Source organism: Candidatus Eremiobacteraceae bacterium (assembly GCA_035295225.1).
In the GTDB taxonomy this organism is placed as follows: domain Bacteria; phylum Vulcanimicrobiota; class Vulcanimicrobiia; order Eremiobacterales; family Eremiobacteraceae; genus JABCYQ01.
This window is the reverse complement of sequence record DATGJI010000051.1, coordinates 1-22371: the sequence shown is the minus strand read 5'-3', so window position 1 is coordinate 22371 and position 22371 is coordinate 1. Positions and strand designations below refer to the sequence as shown.

The window sequence follows — 22371 nt, the reverse complement described above, 5'->3', positions numbered from 1 at the left end:
CTCAGCTCGGCGACGATCGGAAACGCGCATCGATGCGCGTCATCACATCGTGCATAGCATCGAGCGTCGTCTGGATCTTCGCGAGGGATGCGCTTACTGAGTGCGCCTCGCCACGTATCGCAAGCGATTCCAACGCCGCCCCGACTCCCGACGCGAACTGCGACAGCGTCTCGATCTCGTCTGCCGCATAGGCTTCGCCGCCGGCGCGCTCGCCGAGGAGCAGTACGCCCAACAACCGGCCTCGGCCTAACATCGGAATGGCAAGGGCGCCGTCGAGCGACGACGGGGACCGATGCGGGTCGATCGGATGGTGCCAAGCCTTGAGCGCGAGGATCGCGCCGTCGTTTGGACCAACCGCAGCCGCTGTGCCGTCGCCGTACGAGCGCGCCGGGTGAAAGGATCCTTCGCCGTCAACGTAGATTACGGCGCTTCGCGCATCCGTATGCGCGCGGATGTCGGCGATCGCGCGATCGATCAACGCATCCGGGTCGGTGACGAAAGCCGCTTCCTTCGCAAAAGCCAGCAGGGCGCGCGCATCCTCGTGGCGCTTGCGGAAGAGGGTTGCGTCGACAAACGCGTCGACGCGCCGATGGATGTAGCGCAATGAGACGCCCAGCGCGAGCGCCAGAGCCGCGTTTGCGACGATGCCGCCGGTTTTGCCGATGCCCGCGAGCGCCGTGCCGAGCAGCCATTCTAATAACGTGAACGCGGCGACGACGATGAGCGACACCGTCGCCACGACGACGGTGCGTCCGACGATGAACTCGAAATCGAGGACGCGTCGCCGCAGCAGCGCGTACGTGATGGCGAGTGCACCGATGACGAGGCAGAGATAGCCGAGATTCCCGACCACTTGTTGCAACACCCACGTGTGCGCGACGTTGACTCCGAGCCTTAGGAAAAGGATGCTCGCTACTTGCGCGATTGGTATCGGAAGCAGAAGCCATCCGGCTCTCGGCCGCTCCGTTGACGGCGTGGCTGCGACCGCCATGCCCACCACAATTAGCATCGCGATGTTTGCGATCGTCTGGATGATGGCAATCGAGTTGGGCCCGTAGACGTAGGGGTCGACACGTAACGTGACCAGCGCATAGAAGAACGCGAAGGTCCGGATGATTGCCAGACCGATGGCGCCATAGGCGAGTATTTCCATAACTGTTCGCGCACGGCTGCGAGCGCCGAATCGAGAGGAGAGTGCGATCATCAACGCGAGCGCAGCCGGAACGCAGATCCCGCCCGCGATCGAGATCAGGAAGGTTCCGATCGAGCTCGGTACCGTACCGACGACGGCAACACTCAAGAGAAGCAGCATGCCGGCAAGGAGGCGCGCGTCGACGGAATCGGCCCGGCGCAACGAGATGAGCAGCGCGCAGCCGATCAGGAGCAACCCGCCAATGAGTTGCAGCAGCCCGCGAGTGGCCTTTAGGCCGGCATTGACCTGCCAGATCGGAGCCGGCGCTACGTCTAGCTCCACGGTGCTCCGCCCGCGGTGGACGATGAGGTGGACAGGCTTGCCCGACATCGGCTGCGTGAAGAGATCGAGGCGCGAATCGAGGCTTTGCTCGCGGAGATCCAGCGTATCGCCTCCGCGCACGCCGCCGAGCGCGGCTGCGCCGCCCGGCGCGGGCGGATCGAAGATGATCGTGTAGGGGCGGCCGTTCGTGTAGAAGTTTGCGTCCCACCAACCAAACCATGGAGGTCCGCCGAGGCCGAAAAGGGCGACGGTGTTGACGAGGAGGCGCGCGGCGCAGAGCGCGCACAATGCGACGAGAAGCCACTTCCAACGGGCGGCCATGCGGAATGCTACGGCGTGTCTTTCCAACCGGTCTCCACAACTTTGCCGCAGTTCGAGCAGCCGCCGCTCTCATACCGCTTACGTTGGGCGGCCTCAGCCTGCGCCTTGGTCGGTTCTACGACGCAGCCATAGTTGCTGCCGGGCTTAAAATGGTAGCCTTTCTTCGTCAGGTACGCGTAGAAGCGATCGAGCACTGATTGATCGACGAGATATCCCCCGCTCGGCAGATATTTTACTGGATACGTGGTTTGAAAAACGCCCGTGATGTAGGTGTTGATCCCTGCACCGCCTGACGTCGAGCACGAGATGTATGGCTTCTCAGCGGCCGCTCCCGGGGAAGCTCCCGCAGACGCGGCGGAGACCATAGGCAGCACAAGCGCGGCCGCCACGCAGACCGATAAAAACGGATGAAAAGAGTTCCTGAGAACGCCCATTTTTCGCATAGTTTTTGCCTTCATCGGATATCAGCAATACGCGCGTGTGATCGCCGCGCCGCCGAACGCATCGAATCGGTTGGATTCACCGCGTGCTTTCTCCGCTAACATTGGCGGCGCCGGTAACAAAGCAGTCTCGGCTGTTCAAGGCGTTGACGGCCGCCGCCGTGAAATTACGCACCGTGCAAGCGGAATCAACCGCGCCGGCGACACCGAGATTCATCACGGTGGCGATTGTCGTGCTGTGCGTCGCACTCATCATTCTCAGCTTCGTCGCGCTGATAGCGAGCACGCAGTTCGGCTTCGGTGTCTTCGGCTGGAATGTCGGCGCCGACGGCGCGACGATCATCTCAGTGTCTCCCAACCTGCCCGCGGCAAACGCCGGTATCCGGCCGGGCGACAAGATCGACTTCGCGAGCCTCCCGCTCATCGGTCGTGTGAATCTCGAGGTGCCCGAAGCTGTCGCGATCGGCGATAAGCTCACGGTAAACGTCCTGAACGGCGGCAACCGCAGGACCGTAACGCTGCGCGCCGTCCCCCAGGTCGGCTCCCAGCTATCGAGCATCGCGGTATTTATCTCCGGTGTACTGATCAGCGCGCTCGGCATCTGGCTCGTGTTTATGCGACCGGGTCGCATGACCTGGGGTTTCTTGGCGATAGGCATCGCGGCAGCGGCAACGTCGGTTGCATACCCTTGGTCGACGCCAGACATCTTTTTCCTCACGTCGATCAGTCTGCTCGTCGGCAACGCCATCACGTTTGCGGGCTTGCTCATATTCGTCAGCCGCTTCCCCGGAGACAACCCGAGCGGTTGGCTTCGAACGCTCGATCGCGCCGCGATTCCGATTGGCTGTGTTTACCTCGCTATGACTGTGTACTTCGCAGCCGACATTCTCGTGGGCTCTTCGCCCCCTCCCTACGTCGTCGGGCTCATCGCCGACTACATCTTTCCGGCGCTTGTGGGAATCGTGGCGCTCGTCGCTCTCGCCTCTTCGCTCGCGGCAGCGCGCGGCAGCGCTCGCCAACGGCTACTACCCGTGATCTCGACGTTTGCGCTCTACGTCGCGCTCGACGCCGGTGGCATCGTCGTCAATACGATCTATACGAATCCCATCGCCAACGCGCTCATCCCGATCTTAGCATCGCTCTCTCTCTCGCTTTTCGCCGTTGCGGTCGCGTACGGCACGATCCGTCACCGCGTCATCGACGTCGGCTTTGTCGCGAGCCGAACGCTTGTCTATACAATCCTCACGGCGATACTCGTCGGGGTTTTCGCGCTCATCGACTTTTTCATCAGTAAGTGGCTGGAGCGCACGCAGCTCGCGTTTGTCGTTGAGATCGTCGTTGCGGTCACGATTGGATTCTCGCTCAACACGATGCACGGGCGGGTAGATCATTTCGTCGACAGCGTGCTCTTCCGCCGCCGCCATCTCGCTGAAAAACGGTTGGCGCGCGTGGCGCGGATGCTGCCGCATGCACCGTCGGTCGATTTCGTCGATGAAACACTTTCGGCCGATCCCGAAAGTGCTCTGGAACTTTCGTCGAGCGCCGTCTTTCGGCGCCAAGGTAACGGATCGTTTCGACGGCGCTTCGCTTTAGGCTGGGATGGTTCGACGGAGTCGCTCGAAGCGTCCGATCATCTCGTCGTCTTGTTGCAAGCCGAATTGGAACCGGTCCGCTTGTCCGACGTCCGTTATGCGCGCCCCGATATGCCGACAGGATTGCAGCAACCGCTTCTCGCGGTGCCGATCGTCATCCGACACGAGGTCGCCGCGATTGCGCTCTACGGCGGCCACGTGGGCGGCGAGGCGCTCGATCCCGACGAGATCCGCAGCTTGCGCGAGCTTGCGATGCCCGCCGGGGCCGCGTACGATCACCTCGAGGCCGAAACGCTGCGCCAACAGCTCGAAGAGCTGCGCGAAAGCAACGCCGAGCTGCGGCGCGATCGCGACGCGCAGGCCAGCGCGCTGGATATCGTTCGACAGCAGATGACCGCGATCGACGCGCTCGTCCAGCAGCGCGCGAATCCGAATCTATGATGCCGAATCAGAGGGGTGCATCGTGATCGCAATATTTGCGGCCTATGCGTTCGCTAACTTCGCGTCATCGCCTCAACAAGCTGCGCTGAACGCGCTCTATCAGCCCAAAGGAACGGTAGCCGTCGTCGAGCGCATGAACGTCGTGGGACGATACGCCGCCGTTTTGACGCACGGCGGCCTGATGGAAGGGTCTGCGGTCATCGAGCCGATCCTCGTCGAGCGATTTTCGTTCGGCTGGCAAGCACTCGACGTTCTTTACTTTCAATGTCAGATAGACGGGCACGGGATCTCTCGGGGAGACGGTGCGAGGCTGATGCGAAGTCTGCCGGCGCCGAAAAATGATCGGCCATGCCGCGGAGTGCGGAACGATTCGGGCCCTGTTCAAGATATTGAGGCTATTCGCCGGCAAATGGATGGAAGGCTGATACCCTACGTCGTTGTTTCAGCCAACTATGCCATTGGCGGATGGTACGGGGGCGGAGGCGGAGCGACACTCTTCAAAAAGAGAGTCGGCGGATGGCATAGGATCGCAGGCGGCGGCGGCGCTATCGGAGTCGCTGAGATGCGGGAGTACGGCGTGCCGCAGTCTGACTGGTGCGCGTTTGGCATCTACGATGCGATTTGTCCGCATAAGAGTTAACGCTCCAGAATAGTGCCGAAATGATGCCACCACAATTCTAGAGCTGTTGAGGTTGAGAACCGCCAGCATCGCTGAATAGAATTGGGCCTTGTTCGCAGTTGCGCCTCAAGCGTACACTGTATGGAATCACAATCTTTCTTTGGAGGGGTCATGGTCAGATTCCAGCAGTTCATCGTGCCGGCAGCTGCGGCGCTCTTGCTGATCGGCGCACCACACCGAGCGAATGCGCAACTCACGCCCGCCGTTGCAGCAAACGTTCCCGTTCGCAGCGATGTGCGCGATCTCGGCATCGCCTCGCGCTCGCAAGTCGTCTCACTCGCGATCACGCTCCACTATCGCCATGAGGCCGAACTATCGCGGCTCGTCGATGCGCAAGGCGATCCGTCTTCACCGTACTTCGGGCGCTTCCTGAACAACTATCAATTCAATGCCTACTTCGCGCCATCCCAAGCAGACTATGCGCGCGTAGCCCAGACGATGCAGCGCGCGGGTTTCCGCGTCACCGGCACGTACAACAATCGCACGTTGCTCAACGTTGAAGGTCCGGCGCAAGCGGCGGACGCGTATTTTAAAACCGAGATACACAAAGTCTTTCAGAACGGATACGGGCTGCGCTACGCAAACGCGCGCCCTGCGATAGTGCCGGACGAGCTGCAAAACGACGTGGTCGCGATCTCCGGCTTTGATAATCTCAACAAAGCCCAATACGATTGGGTCCGCGGTCGGCGTCTGGCTGTGCAGCCCGACACCGTCGGCGGCATGCTTCACGGACCCGACGGCGGATTCGGTCCCGTCGCCCTTGCGACAGGTTTCGATTTCCCGGTGCAGCACGGCTTCGACGGCACGGGCCATGCGGTCGCTAACGTGGCCGGCACCGTGAAAGATTCAGACATCAAGTCGTTCTTGACGTTCTTCGGCGAGACGCGCACCGGAAAGACGCACCGCACGCTCATCCAGGGCACGGGCGCTTGGAGCCCCAGTGATCCGGCTGTCGTCGAAGCCACGCTGGATGTCGAGACGATGGCATCGCTCGCGCCCGGCGCCGATATCTACCTTTATATCCTCGAAGATCCGATCGACGCGCCTGGCGAAAGCGCGTATAACAGGATCGTCTCCGACAACAAAGTCGACGTGGTCAATTCAAGCTTCGGCGTCTGCGAGACGGATGACCAGCCGTACGCCAAAGCGGCCAACCACATCGCGACGCAAGGCGAAGCCAAAGGCATCACTTTTAGCGCGTCAGCGGGAGACGGCGGCTCACAAGAGTGCAGCTCCACGACCGGCCAATCGACGCCTGCGGTGGAACCGCGCTTCGTCTCGGTCGGCGGCACATCGCTGTTCGTGAACTCGCATGCGATGTACATGTCCGAGCGCACATGGTCTGGGACCGGCGGCGGCGTGTCGGCAGTTCTGCCGATTCCCACATACCAGGTCGGCGTGCCGGGACTTGCGTCCACCACACATCGGAACGTGCCCGACATCGCGTTCCCAGCAGATCCATCTACGGGCTTCTCGTTCTTTTTCGGCGGCGCGTTCCAAGGTCCGATCGGCGGCACATCGTGGTCGTCGCCGACGTACTGCGCGCTGCAGGTGACGATCAATCAGAAAGACGGGAAGCGCTTCGGGTACGTCAACCCGAACATCTATGCGGCGTTCAAGGCGCATGGCTACACCGTATTCCACGACATAAAGATCGGCTCAAACGGCGGCTTCAGCGCGCACACGGGTTACGACAACACGACCGGCATAGGCTCGATCAAGGGCTTCAAATTCGCCGGGGTGGAATGACACGTGACGAGGGCAAGCAGCGCTTGCCCTCGTTTTTCTCCCGGCTCCTCTTGTCCGATAGTCCAGGGGTTTAGCGAGGAAGCGGGCGAACGGTCGTTCCGGCACACATGCTGTCCGAAAGAGGTGTCGTCATGATCTCTCCGCTTCTTTTTGTTTTGCTGCTCGCAGATGCCAATAGCGATGCGGCCACCAACGCGTCCGCGGGCGCCTTCGCCGCCATCGCGGGCATGGGCATCGTCGGGGTCCTCATAGGCATCGGCCTGCTCATCTTAAGTCTGTGGATCAACTGGACGATCGCGTCGAAGGCCGGTTATTCGGGCGCGCTCAGCTTGCTGTTGCTCATTCCGATCGTCAACCTCATCATCGTCCTAATCTTCGCCTTTTCAGAATGGCCGGTTCAGCGGGAACTGCGCGAAGCACGGACGCGCGGGGCATAGACGAAGGGCGCTCGACGCCCGGCCTAAACGGTCGACGACAAAGTCACATCGCCTTGCGCTTGTGGAAGGTGATCATGTTGCCTTCGGTGTCGTTGATCATCGCCATGGAGCAGACCGGCGTGTCGTGCTGCATGAGGACGGGGATGCTCTTGGCCTTGAGCGCAGCTACCGCAGCGTCGAGATCGTCGACCGCGAACAATATTCCGTTGCTCGGCTGAAACGGCATGACGACCCCGCCGCCGCCCCACAGTCCGAAGGTCGTGCCGTCGGCGAGTTCGTATTCTGCGCCTCGATTGTCCGGATAGATCGTCACCGGTTCTAGGCCGAGCACATCGCGGTAGAAGGCGATCGCTCGTGCCGCATCCTTGACCATGTATCCGCTCAGATCCATTCCCGTGACTTTATAGGAAAGCTGGTTGCCCATCGCACCCTCGATTCGAACGTCGCACGAAGCAGAGCCGCATGATTTGCCTCGAGCCTGCGGCTTCCTTCGACATGCCGCCGATGTGAAACGCGCGCAGGCAGCGGTAGATCGATGATCGTCGTACATTTCATCAGCCAGTGGCTTTACGCGTCGTTCGCGATGTTCTGGGCGGTGCTCTGGTCGCTGTTGCTCGGGTTCATCCTCTCCGCGATGGTGCAGGCGTACGTGCCGAAAGGCGGGATGGCTGCGCTGTTCGGTCGCGCCGGGTTCCGTGAACTCGGACTTGCCGCGCTTCTCGGTGCGGCGAGTTCGTCGTGCAGCTACGCGGCGGCGGCGACCGCGAAATCGATATTCAAACGCGGTGCGAACTTCACGACGTCGATGGCATTCATGTTCGCCTCGACGAATCTCGTGATCGAGCTCGGCTTTATTCTCTGGCGGCTGATGGGCTGGCCGTTCGTCGTCGCAGAGTGGGTCGGCGGACTCGTGCTGATCGCGATCTTCGCGCTCTTTGCGAAACTCTTCATTTCGCCGGCGTTGGTGGAACGCGGGCGCGCGCATGTGGAAACGGGCTCGACGCACCAGCACGATCACGGCGACATGCTCGCCCCCGGTGCCACGTTGATGGAGAAACTGCGATCCGGTGAGGGCTGGCGCTATATCGCGCACTACTTCGAGATGGATTGGTCCATGCTGCAGACCGATCTGATCTTAGGCTTCCTGATAGCCGGCTTTCTCGCCGTCGGCGTGCCCGCGACGTGGTGGCAGCATTTGTTCGTCACCGGGGGGCCAACGCTGTTTCGAGTCGTCGAGAACGCTTCGATCGGACCGGTCATCGCCTTTCTCAGCTTCGTCTGTTCTATCGGCAACGTGCCGCTCGCGGCAGTCCTCTGGAACGGCGGCAGCACCTTCGGCGGCGTCATCGCGTTTCTCTACGCCGACCTGATCGTGCTGCCGCTCGTCGACATCTATCGGAAGTATTACGGTTGGGCGCTCGCGTTGCGCATGGTCGCGGTGTTCTATCTCTCGATGGTCGTCGCAGGCTTACTCGTGGACGCTGTGTTCGGCTCCTTGCATTTGACGCCGCGCCCGTCGGGAAATTTCTTGATGGCCGTGGAACAGATCAGCTTTGACTATACGACGATCTTGAACATACTGTTTCTCGCGATCGTCGGGCTTCTCGTGTGGTGGGGTAATCGAGGCTCAGATCCGCACGCCGGACATCACCATCACGATTGACCCATCGAGTCGGCGCTTAGCCGGCTCGAAAATTCCCCGTAGCGGTACAGCGAGTGTCGAAATCGCCGTGCCAAAATCGACGCGTGAGTAGAGACCGCTGCGGTGCGAGTAGGTCGACGATGCGGGGCTCACGCAGAGTTGCAAGTAAAGGAGAGAAGTAGATGCGAGTCATGGTTTTGGTCAAAGCGAACGAGCAATCGGAAGCGGGCGTGATGCCGAGTTTCGAACTCCTCGAAGCTATGGGAAAATTTAACGAAGAACTCGCTAAAGCCGGCATGCTGCTCGCCGCCGACGGCCTGCAAGCGAGTTCGAAGGGCGCGCGCGTGCAGTTCTCCGGGTCAAAGCGTACGGTCGTGGATGGTCCGTTCGCAGAGACGAAAGAACTGGTCGCCGGCTTTTGGATCTGGCAAGTCAAATCGTTGGCGGAAGCCATCGAGTGGGTCAAGCGCTGCCCCAACCCGCATGCCGGCGACTCCGAGATCGAAATCCGCCAGATTTTCGAGGAATCGGACTTCGAAGAGATTGTCGGGAACCAGAAGGCAGCCTCGGCCGGCGCCAAGCCTAACGTATAGATGTGAGCGAACCTGACGCAACGGTCGCATCGAAAGCGCATCGCGCGATCGATGCGATCTGGCGTATCGAGTCGGCGCGCCTCATCGCCGGACTAACGCGATTCGTCCGCGACGTCGGCCTTGCGGAGGATCTCGCGCAGGACGCACTCGTCGCGGCGCTCGAGCAGTGGCCCGAGTCAGGCATTCCTGACAATCCAGGCGCGTGGCTCATGACCGCGGCGAAACACCGCGCGGTTGACGTCTTTCGCCGATTGAAGCGTCTGGAAGAGAAGAGCGAAGAGATCGGCCATCGCCTGGAAGCCGCTGACGAACTGACCGTGGCGGCGTTCGATGGGGCCGACGATGGCGTCGGCGACGATCTCCTGCGCCTCATGTTCATCGCGTGCCATCCGATCATCACAACCGATGCGCGAGTCGCGCTGACGCTTCGCCTGCTCGGCGGCTTGACGACAGAAGAGATCGCGCGCGCTTTTCTCGTCTCGACGCCGACGATCGCACAGCGGATCGTACGAGCCAAGCGAACGCTGGCGGAAGCTCGCGTGCCGTTTGAGGTGCCGAGCGGAGCCGATCGCGCCGGACGACTGTCGTCCGTGCTTGAAGTTCTCTATCTCATCTTCAACGAGGGATATGCGGCGACGGCCGGAGAGGATTGGCTTCGACCGGCGCTGTGCGAAGACGCCCTGCGCCTCGGTCGCATCATGGCTGAACTGGCTCCGGCTGAGCCGGAAGTCCATGGTCTTGTCGCCTTGATGGAAATACAGGCGTCGCGTCTGAAGTCGCGTGTCTCGCCATCGGGAGCGCCCATTCTCTTGTTAGACCAAGATCGAGGACGCTGGGACTACCTGCTGATACGGCGCGGCCTCGCCGCCCTCAAGCGCGCCGAGGATCTCCGTGGCGCGCTCGGACCGTACGCGTTGCAAGCCGCGATCGCCGCATGCCACGCACGCGCCCGAACAGCCGGTGAGACTGATTGGCCGCGGATCGTTGCGCTTTACGACGCGCTCGCGCAGCTGACGCCGACGCCGATCGTCGAATTGAACCGAGCCGTTGCGGTCGCCATGGCATACGGTCCGGCGGCCGGCCTGGCGCTCGTCGACGGACTGGACGACGAACCTTCGCTAGCCCAGTACCATTGGCTGCCGAGCGTTCGCGGTGACTTGCTCGAAAAGGTCGGCCGCCACGAAGAGGCTCGAAAAGAATTCGAGCGCGCGGCGTCGCTCACGCAAAACGCTCGCGAACGCGAGCTCTTGCACGCTCGCGCGCGAGCCCTCACGCAATGAAGGGGCCGACGCCAGTCGGCCCACGTTGCGTTTGCCGGGGCCGACTCGCGTCGACCCCTTCGGCCATCATCGACGGCGGACCATGAAGGTCCGCCCTACATACTCTGCCCAAACAAACGTTTGTACGGGCAGGAGGGATAGATCATCGACAGGATGTCGAGCAGAACACGATTAGCAGTCACGATAGCGCTCGTTTTGAGCGTCGCCGGATGCAACCATCGGGGCGCAGAGCCGCCTCCGACCAATCAAATAACCGTCTACTACAGTAAAGCGGGCAGCGACACGCTGGTTGCCTTCCATTACTCTGCCGCGCCGGGGCTGTCTGGGGCGGCCCGTGCGCAGTACGCCGTGGAGCAGCTTTTGGCTGGTCCGCTCGACCCAGCCGCAGATCTCCTCACATTTCCGCCCGATACCCGTGCCAAAGTCTCGCTGAAGGAAGCGACCGCGGTCGTCGACCTCACAGGCTCGATCACAAAAAGATTCAGCCGGGGCGCCGGCGATGAAGCCGGGCTCTTCAAGTCGCTCACGTACACGGTCACCGATATTCCGGGAATAACGGCGGTACAGATCCGCCTGAACGGCGTCGTCGTGCCTTCGCTTCCGGGCGGTCAACTCGAACTGGACGAACCGCTCTCGCGCACGACCTTCGCCCAATGATGATCCGGCTCGCAGCGGGCATCGCGTTGGCCGCCGCTTTGGCACTCGATTTGCCGGTCCCGGCGCTCGCCACCACCGTCACGCCGACTTCGGCACAAGTCTGGGTCGCCGGCCGGCAGATCCCGTTCGAAAAACTCGGGATCGCATTCGGCGATCCGGTCGCTCCGGTCAACGACTCGGGTCTCAACGCGATGCTCGATCAAGTCGCCGCACACCTCGCGTGGCAGCCCGGCACCCGTTTCGTCGCGATCACGCGCGCAGACGGTGAGCTCATCACGTTCACTGTCGGAAGCAATGCGGTCAGCGTCAACAGCGCCGCGACTGCGATCCCGTTCGCGCCGTTCACGCAGGGCGGACAACTGTACTTGCCGCTGTTGCCGCTCGCGCGCGCGCTCGGCCTCGGCGTGCGCGGCTTCCACGGCGGGTACGTGTTCGTGCCGCAGATACTTTCGATCAGTTCTCGGCAAGACGGTCCGCGGACGATCCTGCACATCGCCGGGTCCGGCGTTATCAGCTGGCATAGTGCGTACGCGGCCCAGTCGCGCGCGCGTACGCTGACCGTGTCGTTTCCCGGCTTCGGCACCGACCTCGCTGCCGATGTGCAACGTCGTATCGGTCTTGTGGCGCGCGGCACCATCGCAGAGAACGGCCCGCCGGGTTATCCCACGACAACGCTGACCCTGGCGCTGGCCGGCAAGGCGAGCTTCGTCGCGCGCCGCGGTGACGGCGGCGCGGAGATGGATATCGTCATCGCGCGCGATCAAGCAGCGCTGAAGACGGCCACGATCGCAGCCACGCCAAGCGCGGTGACCCGCATCAACAATGTCGTGGTGTCCGCAACGACGCTGCCGACCGCGACTCCGCAAGTCGCTTCGCCCACGCCTGCTGTCCCCGAACCCGTCGACACATCGTCGCCGATAAACGGAGTCACAACCGCGGCGCCCGTCGCCGAACCCACGCCAAGCGGCTCTCCCGCTCCATCCGCCGATCAGAGAGTCACCGCCGTGAGCGTCGCGCGCGTACCGACCGGCATGCGCATCACGCTCACGCTTTCCGGACCGGTAAGTTTTTCATGGCACAGGCTCGGTGATCCCGACGATCGCTTCTGGCTCGATCTCGATCATGCCGTGCTGGTCGGCGCGTCGCGAGACCTGGATGTGCAGCTCGATTTCATCAAATCGGCTAAGGTCAGCCAACATCTGCTCGTGCCGGATAAAGTCGTGCGCTTGTCGATTGCGCCGAGCCGCGACACAGATATCCGCGTAGGCCAGGTCGCGGGGACGAGCAATCAGATCGGAATAGAGATAGAGACCGCGACGCCCGCGCCTGACACGCCGATGGCCGGCGTCGGAGAACTGAACGCTGCGGTGGTCGCGAACGCATCGCCAAGGCCGATGGCTTCGATCCAACCGGCGGCGACGGTCGGCGATCTTGTCGTCATAGATCCGGGCCACGGCGGCAACGACCCTGGATCGCTCAATCCGGACCTCGGGCTGACCGAGAAGAATCTCACGCTTGAGATTTCGAAAATCGTGCAGAACCGGCTGCAATCGCTCGGCTGGCGTGTCGTCATGACGAGAGACGGCGACTACGAGGTCGGCGATCCGAACGGCGTCGACAAGCAGGAACTGCAGGCGCGCGACGACGTCGCAAACGCCGCGGGCGCCACCGTGTTCGTCAGCATCCATATCAACTCGTCGGTGTCGACCGCGCCGAACGGCACGACCACGTATTACTGGCAGCCCGCGGACAAGGCGTTTGCCCAAGATGTGCAAGCGGAAACGGTGGCGTCTGACGGCATCGCCGATGTCGGCGTCAAGCGCGAAGATTTCTACGTCATCAAACACGCCGCCATGCCGGCGGTGCTCGTCGAGACTGCATTCCTAAGCAACGCACATGACGGCACGTTGCTGCAGCAGCCGGCGTTCCTCGACCGCATCGCTGCAGGAATCGTCAAAGGCATCATGGATTTCACCGGGGGACCGCACGCATCGCCGACCCCCGGACCTTCACCTTGACAGGACTCTCGTTCTGATATGACAAGCCCGGCCCGTCGAGTCGCCCTTCTCGACTCGGGTCTAGGCGGCTTGACCGTGCTGTCGGCATTGCGCGCGCTCACGCTCGACACGGACTATATGTATTTCGCCGACACCGCCCACGTGCCGTACGGAGGCCGCGAGCTTGCGGACGTCGCCGCGCTCGGCGCGGCAATCGTCAAACGACTGCTCGTGCACGACCCCTCGGTCATCGTCGTCGCGTCCGGAACCACGTGCGCGGCCTTTGACGCGGCGGGCTGGCCTGTCTCCACCGTTCCGCTCGTCGGCGTTGTTTCGTTCGGCGCGCTCGCGGCAGCGGCAGCCACCCGGAACGGCGGCATCGGGGTCATCGCGACGCACGCGACGGTGCGCAGCGGCGTGTTCGAGCGCGAGATCTTGAAGTACCGGCCGGACGCGCGCGTCACATCCGTCGCGGCGCCGTCGCTCGTGCCGATCGTCGAATCCGGCGGGTGGGCGAGCGTGCGCGCGAGAGATGCAGTCGCATTGTATTGCGGCCCGATCCTGCGCGCCGGCTGCGACACGCTCGTCCTCGGATGCACGCACTTTCAGCATTTGGCCGCCTGGTTCACGACCGCGCTCGGCGACGAGGTCGCAATCGTCGATCCGGCGGCCGCGTGCGCGGCGAAAGTGAGTCAGATGATCGCAGGGCTCGACCACAGCCGCGGCACGCTCTCATTTGAGGTCAGCGGCGACAAGGACGAATTCGCCGCGAACGCCCAGCTCTTGACGGGTACGCGGATCGACGTGCTGCGGCACGTCGATCTCAAACCAAGTGGAACAACTTGAAGAAGACGAACGTCGAGAGCACGGCGATGGCGGATCCGGTCACGACTTGCGCCACCGTATGACTGCGCAGGTAGACGCGGGCCCAGCACACCAGCGGCACGATGATCACGTACGGCAGCGGCTCCTTACCGAACAGAAAGAACATGACCGTGAACGGCCCCGCGATGCCGAACGCGTGCGTGCTGATCTTCCACCAACGCGTGATGACCATCGTGAGCAGCGCCGTGCCCCAGTATCCCCACGTGATCGCGACGAGTTGAACCGGCGCATGGAGAGCCGAGAGCGAGATCGCGGCGAGGAGATAGATCACGACGAACGCCGCAAAAACGCGCTGGCGCTCGGGCCGCTCGGACATGTCGAAGTCGGAGATGCGACCGGTAAGGTAAAGGTAGAGGACGCACGCCAGCGGAGCGACGGTGAAGAAGAAGAGCCCCGCTGCCGACAGCTTCCAGAACTCGAGCCTGGACGTCGAGTAGGCATGCGAGACGATGATGAAAAGCGCCGTGGCGGAGAGAAAAGGATTGAATATCGTGGACAGTGCGCGCGCGAATTCAACAGCCGCGCGATGTTCCCGCAGCAGCACGACTGTGCCCGACGAGATTTTGGCCTCGCGTGGGTTCGCCGGATCGCGCATCGCGCGTTGCTTTCCTGGCGCGCGACGCCCGCCCTGCCCGCATGACGTATCTCGCAGGCGGTGAGCCCTTCAGCTTCGGTCCGGATGGCGGCCCCGGTGCGCTCTTGCTGCACGGCTTCACCGGCAGTCCGTTTGAGGTGCGCGCGCTCGGCGAACTCTTGCATGAAAATGGGTTCGGCGTCATCGGTCCGGCGCTCGCCGGACATGCGACGCATGAAAACGATCTCGCACAGATCGAAGCGTCAGACTATATCGATGGCGCAGAGCGCGCCTTCGACGAAGCGCGCCGGCGCTTTTGTCGAGTCTATCTCCTCGGACTGTCTCTCGGCGGTGCGCTCAGCCTTTATCTCTCGACGCGGCACACGGTGAGCGGAATCGTCTGCTTCTCGACGCCGGTGTTCTTGGATCCGCTGGTCGCCGGCGCGGTGCCGTTTCTGAACCGCTTCGTACCGACGCTTCGCACGCCCGCGAACTTCGCGGCGTGGCAGGGCAACGTGGTGGGTTATTCGACGGTGCCGGTCAACGCCGCACCGCCGGTGTTGGAAGTGCTTGCGATGGCGAAGGACATCTTACCCAAAGTGCGCGCGCCGCTGCTGATCGTGCAGTCCAAGGCCGATCCCACCTCGCCGGCGCGAAATGCGGAATACATCCGCGATACCGTCGGCTCGGCCGATGTGCGCGTGGTGATGCTCGACGGACACGACCATCTCATAACGGTGCGGCCGCGTCTGCAGCGATTCGCACCCGCCGTGCTGGACTTTCTTAAGGGTCTGGAGATGAAATCCGCATAGGGTACGCGGGACGTTTTACCGAAGAACTATCGCTCTATCACCCCGTCTTGACCGTCATTACGGAGCAGGCTACGCGTGTTCGCATTCCTCACTGCCCTCGCCGCTGCCGCCGCCGCTACGCGAGCGCCCGTTATCCCCACACCTGTGCCGCTCGTGCTGCCGCCAAATCTCTTCGGAGCACCTGCGACGTGGGGCCAGCAGCATCCCGTCATCTTGGCGCTTGTCCAAGGCTTGTTCATCGTCTCATCGGTAGGGCTCATCGCGCTCATGGCCGCGCAGACCACCAAGACCGAGGGTCTCGGCGGCAGCATCGGCGGGCGGATGGAATCCGCGTACCACGGTAGGCTCGGCCTCGAGCAACAGATGGGCCGGCTCACCACCACGTTCGCGAGCGCATTCGTCATCCTCGCGATCGCATTTTTCTTCATCACTCGATAGCCAGCGGGGGCACAAAGATCATGCGTCATCTGCCGCAGACCGCCGCACTCGTCGTCGCGGCCGCGTTGCTCGCAGCATGCTCGGGCGGTGGATCGACTTCCACCTCGACCGCGCCTGAGAACGGAACGGCCGCGGCCGGAACGCCGCACTACGGCGGAACGTTTAAGATCGGTTCAAATTCTGCGGCGGACACACTGCTGCCGATCTACGCTGACGTGGAAGGGGCCGGCAACGATCTTGCGCTCGCCTACGACACGCTGGTCAACGTCGACCCCCAGATGCAAGTCGTCCCGTGGCTCGCCGAGAAATGGGAAATCTCAAAAGACGGTTTGACGTATACGATGCACTTGCGCCACAACGCCACGTGGAGCGATGGCCAGCCGGTGACGAGCGCAGACGTGATGTACGAATACGCACTCGAGTCGGATCCGGCGACGCAGGCGCCATACAAATCCGACTACGACATCGTTGCCGGTCTCACCGCACCGGACAAATGGACCGTCGTTTACAAATTGAAAACGCCGAACGCGGCGTTTCTCGCCGATGTTCTCGGGGGCGTCGTGCACGCGCCGTTGCCGGCACACATCTATGCCAAGGTTTCGCACTCGGCGATGCGACATCTCGACATCTCGAGATCGTTCGTCAGCGACGGCCCATACATCGTCACCGATTTCAAGCAAGACGATCACATGACCCTGACCAGCAACAAGACGTGGTGGAATGGCCGGCCGTACATCGATGAGGTGTACATCAAGGAGTACCAGACCGAACAGGCGGTGCTCATCGCGCTGCAAGACGGCGAAGTGGACATGACATACGAGTTGACGGGCGCGCAATGGCAGGCCGTCAAAGACGATAACCGCTTCACGCACATCCACACGTACGCCAACGACTTCAACTGGGAGATACCGAACCTCAAGGATCCGATCATGGGCGACATCAACGTGCGGCGCGCGATGATGTACGCCTGGGATCGCGCGACCGAATCCGCAAAACTGTTCCGCGGCGAGGATATCCCCGTTTTCGGACCTGTCTCGCTCGCGCAATCATGGGCTCTTGACCCAGCCGAAAAGACCGCATTTCCCTACGATCCAGCTAAGGCCGGTCAGATACTCGACGCCGACGGCTGGAAGATGGGGCCGGACGGCTACCGCTCAAAGAACGGTCAGCCGCTCACGATTTCCGTCGGCTTGATCTCGGGTAACGAAGCCGGAGCGAAAGACTTCGAATTCGCACAAGCCGAGATGAAGGCGGTCGGCATCAAGCTCACATCCAAGCAGTCGGAGATCAACGTCTTCTATCAGAACGAGCGGGATGGAAAATTTCAGCTCGATTCCGGAGGGGAAAGTGAGAACACCGATCCCGATCCGACGCTTATCTTGAGCACGCAAGCGATCCCGCCGGCCGGCCTCAACTATGCGCGCTACAGCAATCCGAAGATGGACGCGCTGCTGCAAGCGGCGCTCGAGACGACCGACCAGGCAAAGCGGCGTGCCCTTTATTTCAAAGTGCAGGAGCTCGCGATACAAGACGTGCCGTATCTTTGGACCGTAGAGCCGTATTACCGCAACGTCGTCAACTCTCGCGTGAAAGGTGTGGACCCGGCGCAGGCCGGTCCGTTCTTCGCGTACACGATCTTCAATCTTCCGAAATGGTGGATAGCACAGTAAGCGCAGCTCGGTGTCCACGTACATAGGCCGGCGCCTGCTCGGACTCATTCCGCTTCTGCTCGGGATCTCGGTCATCTCGTATGCGATCATGGCGCTGGCGCCCGGCGGCGTCGGGTCCATTTTCACGCATTCGGCGCGGCCGATGTCGGCCGCAGATCTTGCGATAATCCAACATCAGCTTGGGTTGGACAAACCGTGGTACGTCCAATATTTCTATTGGCTGCATAACCTCGTCGTCAATCGTGACCTGGGTTTTTCCTTCATCGACGGCCGGCCGGTCATGGCAAAGATCCTCGAAAAGGTCCCGATCACATTACAGCTCATCTCGACGTCGTTCATCTGCACGTTGCTCATCGCGATACCCACAGCCATCTACGCGGCGACGCATAAGAATTCGGTCATCGACTATATCGCCACGGCGATCGCGTTTATCGGCTACGGCATGCCGACGTTCTGGCTCGGTATTATGATGCTCGAGATATTCGCGGTGCGGCTCCACTGGTTTCCGGCGTCGGGCCTGAGCGAAATGGGTTCGACCGGGTTCAACCTCGGTGATCGGATCCGTCATCTCGTGTTGCCTGTCGCGACGCTGACGTTCGTGAGTTTGGCTTCATGGATGCGCTACCAGCGTGCTTCAATGCTTGACGTGCTCGGTGAAGATTACATCCGGACCGCGGCCGCCAAAGGTCTCTCGCCGAGCGTCGTCGTGTACAAGCACGCGCTGCGCAACGCGCTGCTGCCCGTTATCACCCTCATCGGCCTTTATCTGCCGGCCCTTCTCACGGGAGCGTACTTCACCGAGATAGTCTTCTCGATACCCGGCATGGGCTATCTTGGTTTGAACGCGATCTTCGAACGCGACTATCCCACGATCATGGGCATCACGCTCTTTTCAGCTTTGCTCGTCGTCGTCGGGAATCTGCTTGCCGATATCGGCTACGCCGTCGCCGATCCGCGGATCAGGTACGACTAGCACATGGCTGCGTCGCGACCGATCGGCCTCGAATCCGCGCTCGACCAAGCGATGCCCGCGCACGTTCCGGTCGCCGTCGACGTCTGGCGACGCTTTGCTCGCAACAAACTGTCGCTGGTGGGCCTCGGTCTTGTCGGGCTGATCGTTTTTTGCGCCGTCTTCGCAGGCCATTTGACCAGTTACGATCCGCTTGCCATCGACATGAATATCATCGGTACGCCCACGCCGCCTTCGGCTCACCACCTTTTCGGCACCGACGTGGACGGACGCGACTACTTCTCACGTATGTTGTTCGGAGCGCGCATCTCGCTTGAAGTCGGGTTTTCCGCGATGTTCATCGCGATCACATTCGGCACGATATACGGAGCGATCGCGGCATACTACGGCGGCTGGGTGGATTCGGCGATGATGCGATTCGTCGACATGATGCTTTCCTTCCCGACGTTCTTCCTGATCCTTACCGTGGAGGCCGTGACCAATAATTTCAGCATCATCGTGATCATGGTCGTCATCGGAATGCTGTCCTGGACGGGCGTCTCGCGCCTCGTGCGCGGTCAGATACTCTCGCTGCGCGAGCGCGACTTCGTCACCGCTGCGCGTGCCTTCGGCGCCGAAGATCGTCGGATCATCTTCCGGCACTTGCTGCCCAACGCGCTCGCGCCCGTGATCGTGGCGGCGACGCTCGCCATCGGCGACAACATCTTGACGGAATCAGGACTTTCGTATCTCGGCCTCGGCGTGCAGATCCCGACGCCGAGTTGGGGCAATAGTCTGCAAAAGGCGCTCGATCCGGAGGTGCTCAGCGCGCCGTGGCTGTTGGTCATCCCCGGTCTGCTCATCGTGATGACCGTCGTCGCGTTCAACTTCGTCGGCGAAGGTCTCAGAGATGCGCTCGATCCCAAGACGCGCGGCAGCGGAGCGTAGGAATACTCCGTGCGGCGCGTGAAAAATCCGGCACAGGGTCGCGCTTCGACGCGACCTCCGTTTTCATAGGAGCGTTGTTCTAAGACCATGTCGTTGCTCTCGGTGAAAAACCTCGAAGTGACGTTCCGCACGGACGACGGTATCGTCCGCGCGGTGAACGGTCTTTCGTTCTCCGTTGACGCGGGCAAGACGCTCGGGATCGTGGGCGAATCCGGTTCCGGCAAGAGCGTCTCGTCGCTTGCCGTGATGCGGCTGATCCAGATGCCGCCCGGGCGGATCGAGAGCGGCAGCATCGAGTTCGACGGACAAGACCTTCTCTTGTTGAGCGAACCTCAGATGCGCGCGATCCGCGGCAACAAGATCTCCATGATCTTCCAAGACCCGATGACGAGCCTGAACCCGGTGCTCACCGTCGGCGACCAGATCGCCGAAGCGATCATGATCCATCAGAAGAAGAACAAGCGAGATGCCATGGCGCGCGCGGTGGACATGCTCGCTCTCGTGCGAATCCCAGAAGCGCGCGATCGGATCAACGACTATCCGCACCAGTTCTCGGGCGGCATGCGCCAGCGTGTCATGATCGCCATGGCACTGTCGTGCGACCCGGCGCTGCTGATCGCAGACGAACCCACCACCGCGCTGGACGTCACCATTCAGGCGCAGATCCTGGACCTGATGCGCGACTTGCAGCGCCGCCTCAACTCTGCCATCATTCTCATCACCCACGATCTCGGCGTCGTCGCCGAAGTATGTGAGAAAGTGCTCGTCATGTACGGCGGCAACATGATCGAATACGGCACCGCCGATCAGATATTCTCTGAACCGAAGCACCCATACACGTGGGGCCTGCTCGACTCGCTGCCTCGCCTCGACGAAAAGGGCCGCACGCGCCTCCAGCCGATCGATGGCCAGCCGCCGAATTTGCTGCGGCTGCCACCCGGGTGCGCGTTTGCCGCGCGCTGCCGGTACGTCATGCCCGAGTGCATCACCACCCCGCCGCCGGCGTACGAATTCGGAGAGGGGCACGTGGCGCGATGCTTCCTATATAAGGAAGATAAAAATATCGACACCAAGGCGTTGCGCGCTGCCGCAGAGGCGACGGCCGCCGCCGCTGCCGAACGGAAGGCGCCAGATGGCAGCTGAGCTCAAACCGACCGCTTCCACCGACGGCGTGAGCGCCGACACGCTCGTCGCGCTGCGCGATGTCGCCAAGTATTTCAAGATCATGGCGGGTGTTTTCAGCCGCCACGTGGGCGACGTCAAAGCGGTGGACGGCGTCTCGTTCGACATCAAGGAAGGCGAGACGCTCGGCTTGGTGGGCGAGTCCGGTTCGGGCAAGACGACTGTGGGCCGCTGCATCCTCCGCCTTGTCGAGCCTACGAGGGGCCATATCTATTTCGAGGGCGGCACCATCGACATCACCACCCTGAAACGTCCGGCCATGCGCGCGCTGCGCCGCGAGATGCAGATCATCTTCCAGGACCCTTACGCGAGCCTCAACCCGCGCATGACCGTCGGCGACATCGTCGCCGAGCCGCTGCAGATCCACAAGCTCGCATCCGGTAAAGAAATCGATGCGCGCGTCAACGAGCTGCTCCGGACGGTCGGTCTCGCACCGTATCACGCCAACCGCTATCCGCACGAATTCTCCGGAGGGCAGCGGCAACGCATCGGCGTCGCGCGCGCGCTGGCAGTGAATCCAAAATTCATCGTGGCCGACGAGCCGGTTTCCGCGCTCGACGTCTCGATCCAGGCGCAGGTCGTCAACCTGCTTCAGGATCTGCAGGACCGGCTAGGGCTGACATATCTCTTCATCGCCCACGATCTCTCCGTGGTGCGCCACATCTCCGATCGCGTCGCGGTGATGTACGTCGGGAAGTTGATGGAGCTTGCCGGCCGCGACGAACTGTACGAGCGCCCGCTCCATCCGTACACGCAATCGCTGCTGTCGGCTATTCCGATCCCCGACCCGCGCCTCGAAGCGCGCCGCGAACGCATCATCCTCGAAGGCGACATCCCATCGCCCGTCAATCCTCCGAGCGGCTGCAGATTCCACACGCGCTGCCCGATCGCGTACGAGCGCTGCAAAGTAGAAGTCCCGGCATTTTCCAACTACGCCGGCCACTGGGTGGCGTGTCACAAAGTAGAAGAATTGAACGGCGAACAGCCCCAGATCAGGCCCACGACGCGCGCGCGCGTGGCGCCGGTCGCGTAAGAGGCGCTCGTGATCGCGGCGCTCGCAGCGCTGTTGCTCGGCGCGATGGGCGCAAGTCAATCGCTTGCCGATGTCGTGGACAACGCGGCATTTCACGTCTACGTCATGCCGACGTCGGCTGAAGCAGACAGCGTCACCATTCTTGCCAGCGATTCGCAGTCGCGGCCGACAAGCGTGAAGATCGTCTATCGCCTCGGCGACCGTCTCGAGCTCACGGTCTTGGAAACCATGCGCGCCGACGACGACGCGAGCAGTCCAGGACCTTCGCCGGAACCGACCGGCCAGATATATATGGTCAACGGCTACCCGGCGACATATACGGTGACCGGTCCGTACTACCAGCACGTCGGCTGGCTGAAGTGGACGCCGCCCGGCGTGACCGTGACGATATCGAGCATGGACATGACCGACGCACCCACCTTGGTCAACGCCGCCCTCGCCCTATACTAACCAGAGCGATGTAGGGCGGACCTTTACGGTCCGCCGGCGCGCCGTAAAGGCGCGCCCCACATCCGCCGGCGCGCCGTAAAGGCGCGCCCCACATCCGCCGGCGCGCCGTAAAGGCGCGCCCCACATCC

At 62.1% G+C, this 22371-nt stretch carries 22 protein-coding genes; 18 read left to right on the top strand and 4 right to left on the bottom strand.

Annotated elements, in window-relative coordinates; genetic code table 11:
- Position 1: 1 nt before the first annotated feature.
- Positions 2-1822 (bottom strand): GAF domain-containing protein, encoded by a 1821-nt coding sequence (locus tag VKT51_08220; protein ID HLJ84140.1) that lies wholly within the window; start codon positions 1820-1822, stop codon positions 2-4.
- Positions 1804-2184 carry a hypothetical protein gene (locus VKT51_08215; GenBank protein ID HLJ84139.1) on the bottom strand — a complete coding sequence of 127 codons (381 nt, stop codon included), beginning with the start codon at positions 2182-2184 and terminating at the stop codon, positions 1804-1806. The genes VKT51_08220 and VKT51_08215 overlap by 19 nt, the downstream gene beginning before the upstream one ends.
- Positions 2185-2321: 137 nt before the next feature.
- Between VKT51_08215 and VKT51_08210 the strand changes: the two genes are divergently transcribed.
- The 4 genes from VKT51_08210 to VKT51_08195 all read left to right on the top strand — a co-directional run bounded on the left by VKT51_08210 (position 2322) and on the right by VKT51_08195 (position 7133).
- Positions 2322-4268 (top strand): hypothetical protein, encoded by a 1947-nt coding sequence (locus VKT51_08210; protein HLJ84138.1) that lies wholly within the window; start codon positions 2322-2324, stop codon positions 4266-4268.
- Between the two features lie 22 nt (positions 4269-4290).
- Positions 4291-4908, top strand: a complete 618-nt coding sequence (locus VKT51_08205; GenBank protein HLJ84137.1) for a hypothetical protein — start codon at positions 4291-4293, stop codon at positions 4906-4908.
- A 150-nt stretch (positions 4909-5058) separates the two neighbouring features.
- Positions 5059-6696, top strand: a complete 1638-nt coding sequence (locus VKT51_08200) for a S53 family peptidase (protein ID HLJ84136.1) — start codon at positions 5059-5061, stop codon at positions 6694-6696.
- A gap of 131 nt (positions 6697-6827) precedes the next feature.
- Positions 6828-7133: a hypothetical protein gene (locus VKT51_08195; GenBank protein HLJ84135.1), complete on the top strand. Its 306-nt coding sequence runs from the start codon at positions 6828-6830 to the stop codon at positions 7131-7133.
- A gap of 43 nt (positions 7134-7176) precedes the next feature.
- Here VKT51_08195 and VKT51_08190 read toward each other — a convergent pair whose 3' ends face one another.
- Positions 7177-7557, bottom strand: coding sequence for a VOC family protein (locus VKT51_08190; GenBank protein HLJ84134.1), 381 nt, complete (start codon positions 7555-7557; stop codon positions 7177-7179).
- A gap of 111 nt (positions 7558-7668) precedes the next feature.
- On the opposite strand from VKT51_08190, the gene VKT51_08185 reads away from it, so the two are divergent.
- The 6 genes from VKT51_08185 (at position 7669) to murI (ending at position 14148) form a co-directional block, all read left to right on the top strand.
- Positions 7669-8796 (top strand): permease, encoded by a 1128-nt coding sequence (locus VKT51_08185; protein HLJ84133.1) that lies wholly within the window; start codon positions 7669-7671, stop codon positions 8794-8796.
- Between the two features lie 161 nt (positions 8797-8957).
- Positions 8958-9368, top strand: coding sequence for a YciI family protein (locus tag VKT51_08180; GenBank protein HLJ84132.1), 411 nt, complete (start codon positions 8958-8960; stop codon positions 9366-9368).
- Positions 9369-9370: 2 nt separating this feature from the next.
- Positions 9371-10648: an RNA polymerase sigma factor gene (locus VKT51_08175; protein ID HLJ84131.1), complete on the top strand. Its 1278-nt coding sequence runs from the start codon at positions 9371-9373 to the stop codon at positions 10646-10648.
- A gap of 153 nt (positions 10649-10801) precedes the next feature.
- A complete protein-coding gene (locus VKT51_08170) occupies positions 10802-11305 on the top strand; it encodes a GerMN domain-containing protein (protein ID HLJ84130.1) in 504 nt (167 codons plus the stop codon).
- Entirely contained in the window at positions 11302-13323 is a 2022-nt protein-coding gene (locus VKT51_08165; protein ID HLJ84129.1) for an N-acetylmuramoyl-L-alanine amidase, read from the top strand. Before VKT51_08170 ends, VKT51_08165 begins: the two co-directional genes overlap by 4 nt.
- Positions 13324-13341: 18 nt before the next feature.
- Complete coding sequence (murI, locus tag VKT51_08160; protein HLJ84128.1) at positions 13342-14148, top strand: glutamate racemase; 807 nt, start codon at positions 13342-13344, stop codon at positions 14146-14148.
- On the opposite strand, the gene VKT51_08155 is transcribed toward murI, so the two are convergent.
- Entirely contained in the window at positions 14126-14782 is a 657-nt protein-coding gene (locus VKT51_08155) for a hypothetical protein (GenBank protein ID HLJ84127.1), read from the bottom strand. The two genes, murI and VKT51_08155, sit on opposite strands and share 23 nt — an antisense overlap.
- A gap of 41 nt (positions 14783-14823) precedes the next feature.
- Here VKT51_08155 and VKT51_08150 point away from each other — a divergent pair, with 41 nt between their 5' ends.
- The 8 genes from VKT51_08150 (at position 14824) to VKT51_08115 (ending at position 22243) form a co-directional block, all read left to right on the top strand.
- A complete protein-coding gene (locus VKT51_08150) occupies positions 14824-15573 on the top strand; it encodes an alpha/beta fold hydrolase (protein HLJ84126.1) in 750 nt (249 codons plus the stop codon).
- A 75-nt stretch (positions 15574-15648) separates the two neighbouring features.
- Positions 15649-16011 carry a preprotein translocase subunit SecG gene (gene secG / locus VKT51_08145; GenBank protein HLJ84125.1) on the top strand — a complete coding sequence of 121 codons (363 nt, stop codon included), beginning with the start codon at positions 15649-15651 and terminating at the stop codon, positions 16009-16011.
- A 20-nt stretch (positions 16012-16031) separates the two neighbouring features.
- Entirely contained in the window at positions 16032-17681 is a 1650-nt protein-coding gene (locus VKT51_08140; protein HLJ84124.1) for an ABC transporter substrate-binding protein, read from the top strand.
- A gap of 10 nt (positions 17682-17691) precedes the next feature.
- On the top strand, positions 17692-18654 hold the full coding sequence (locus tag VKT51_08135; GenBank protein HLJ84123.1) for an ABC transporter permease: 963 nt from the start codon (positions 17692-17694) through the stop codon (positions 18652-18654).
- 3 nt (positions 18655-18657) lie between these two features.
- Positions 18658-19578, top strand: coding sequence for an oligopeptide ABC transporter permease (gene opp4C, locus VKT51_08130; GenBank protein ID HLJ84122.1), 921 nt, complete (start codon positions 18658-18660; stop codon positions 19576-19578).
- 87 nt (positions 19579-19665) lie between these two features.
- On the top strand, positions 19666-20721 hold the full coding sequence (locus VKT51_08125; protein HLJ84121.1) for an ABC transporter ATP-binding protein: 1056 nt from the start codon (positions 19666-19668) through the stop codon (positions 20719-20721).
- A complete protein-coding gene (locus VKT51_08120; GenBank protein HLJ84120.1) occupies positions 20711-21793 on the top strand; it encodes a dipeptide ABC transporter ATP-binding protein in 1083 nt (360 codons plus the stop codon). The genes VKT51_08125 and VKT51_08120 overlap by 11 nt, the downstream gene beginning before the upstream one ends.
- Before the next feature lie 9 nt (positions 21794-21802).
- Entirely contained in the window at positions 21803-22243 is a 441-nt protein-coding gene (locus VKT51_08115; GenBank protein HLJ84119.1) for a hypothetical protein, read from the top strand.
- Positions 22244-22371 lie beyond the last annotated feature (128 nt).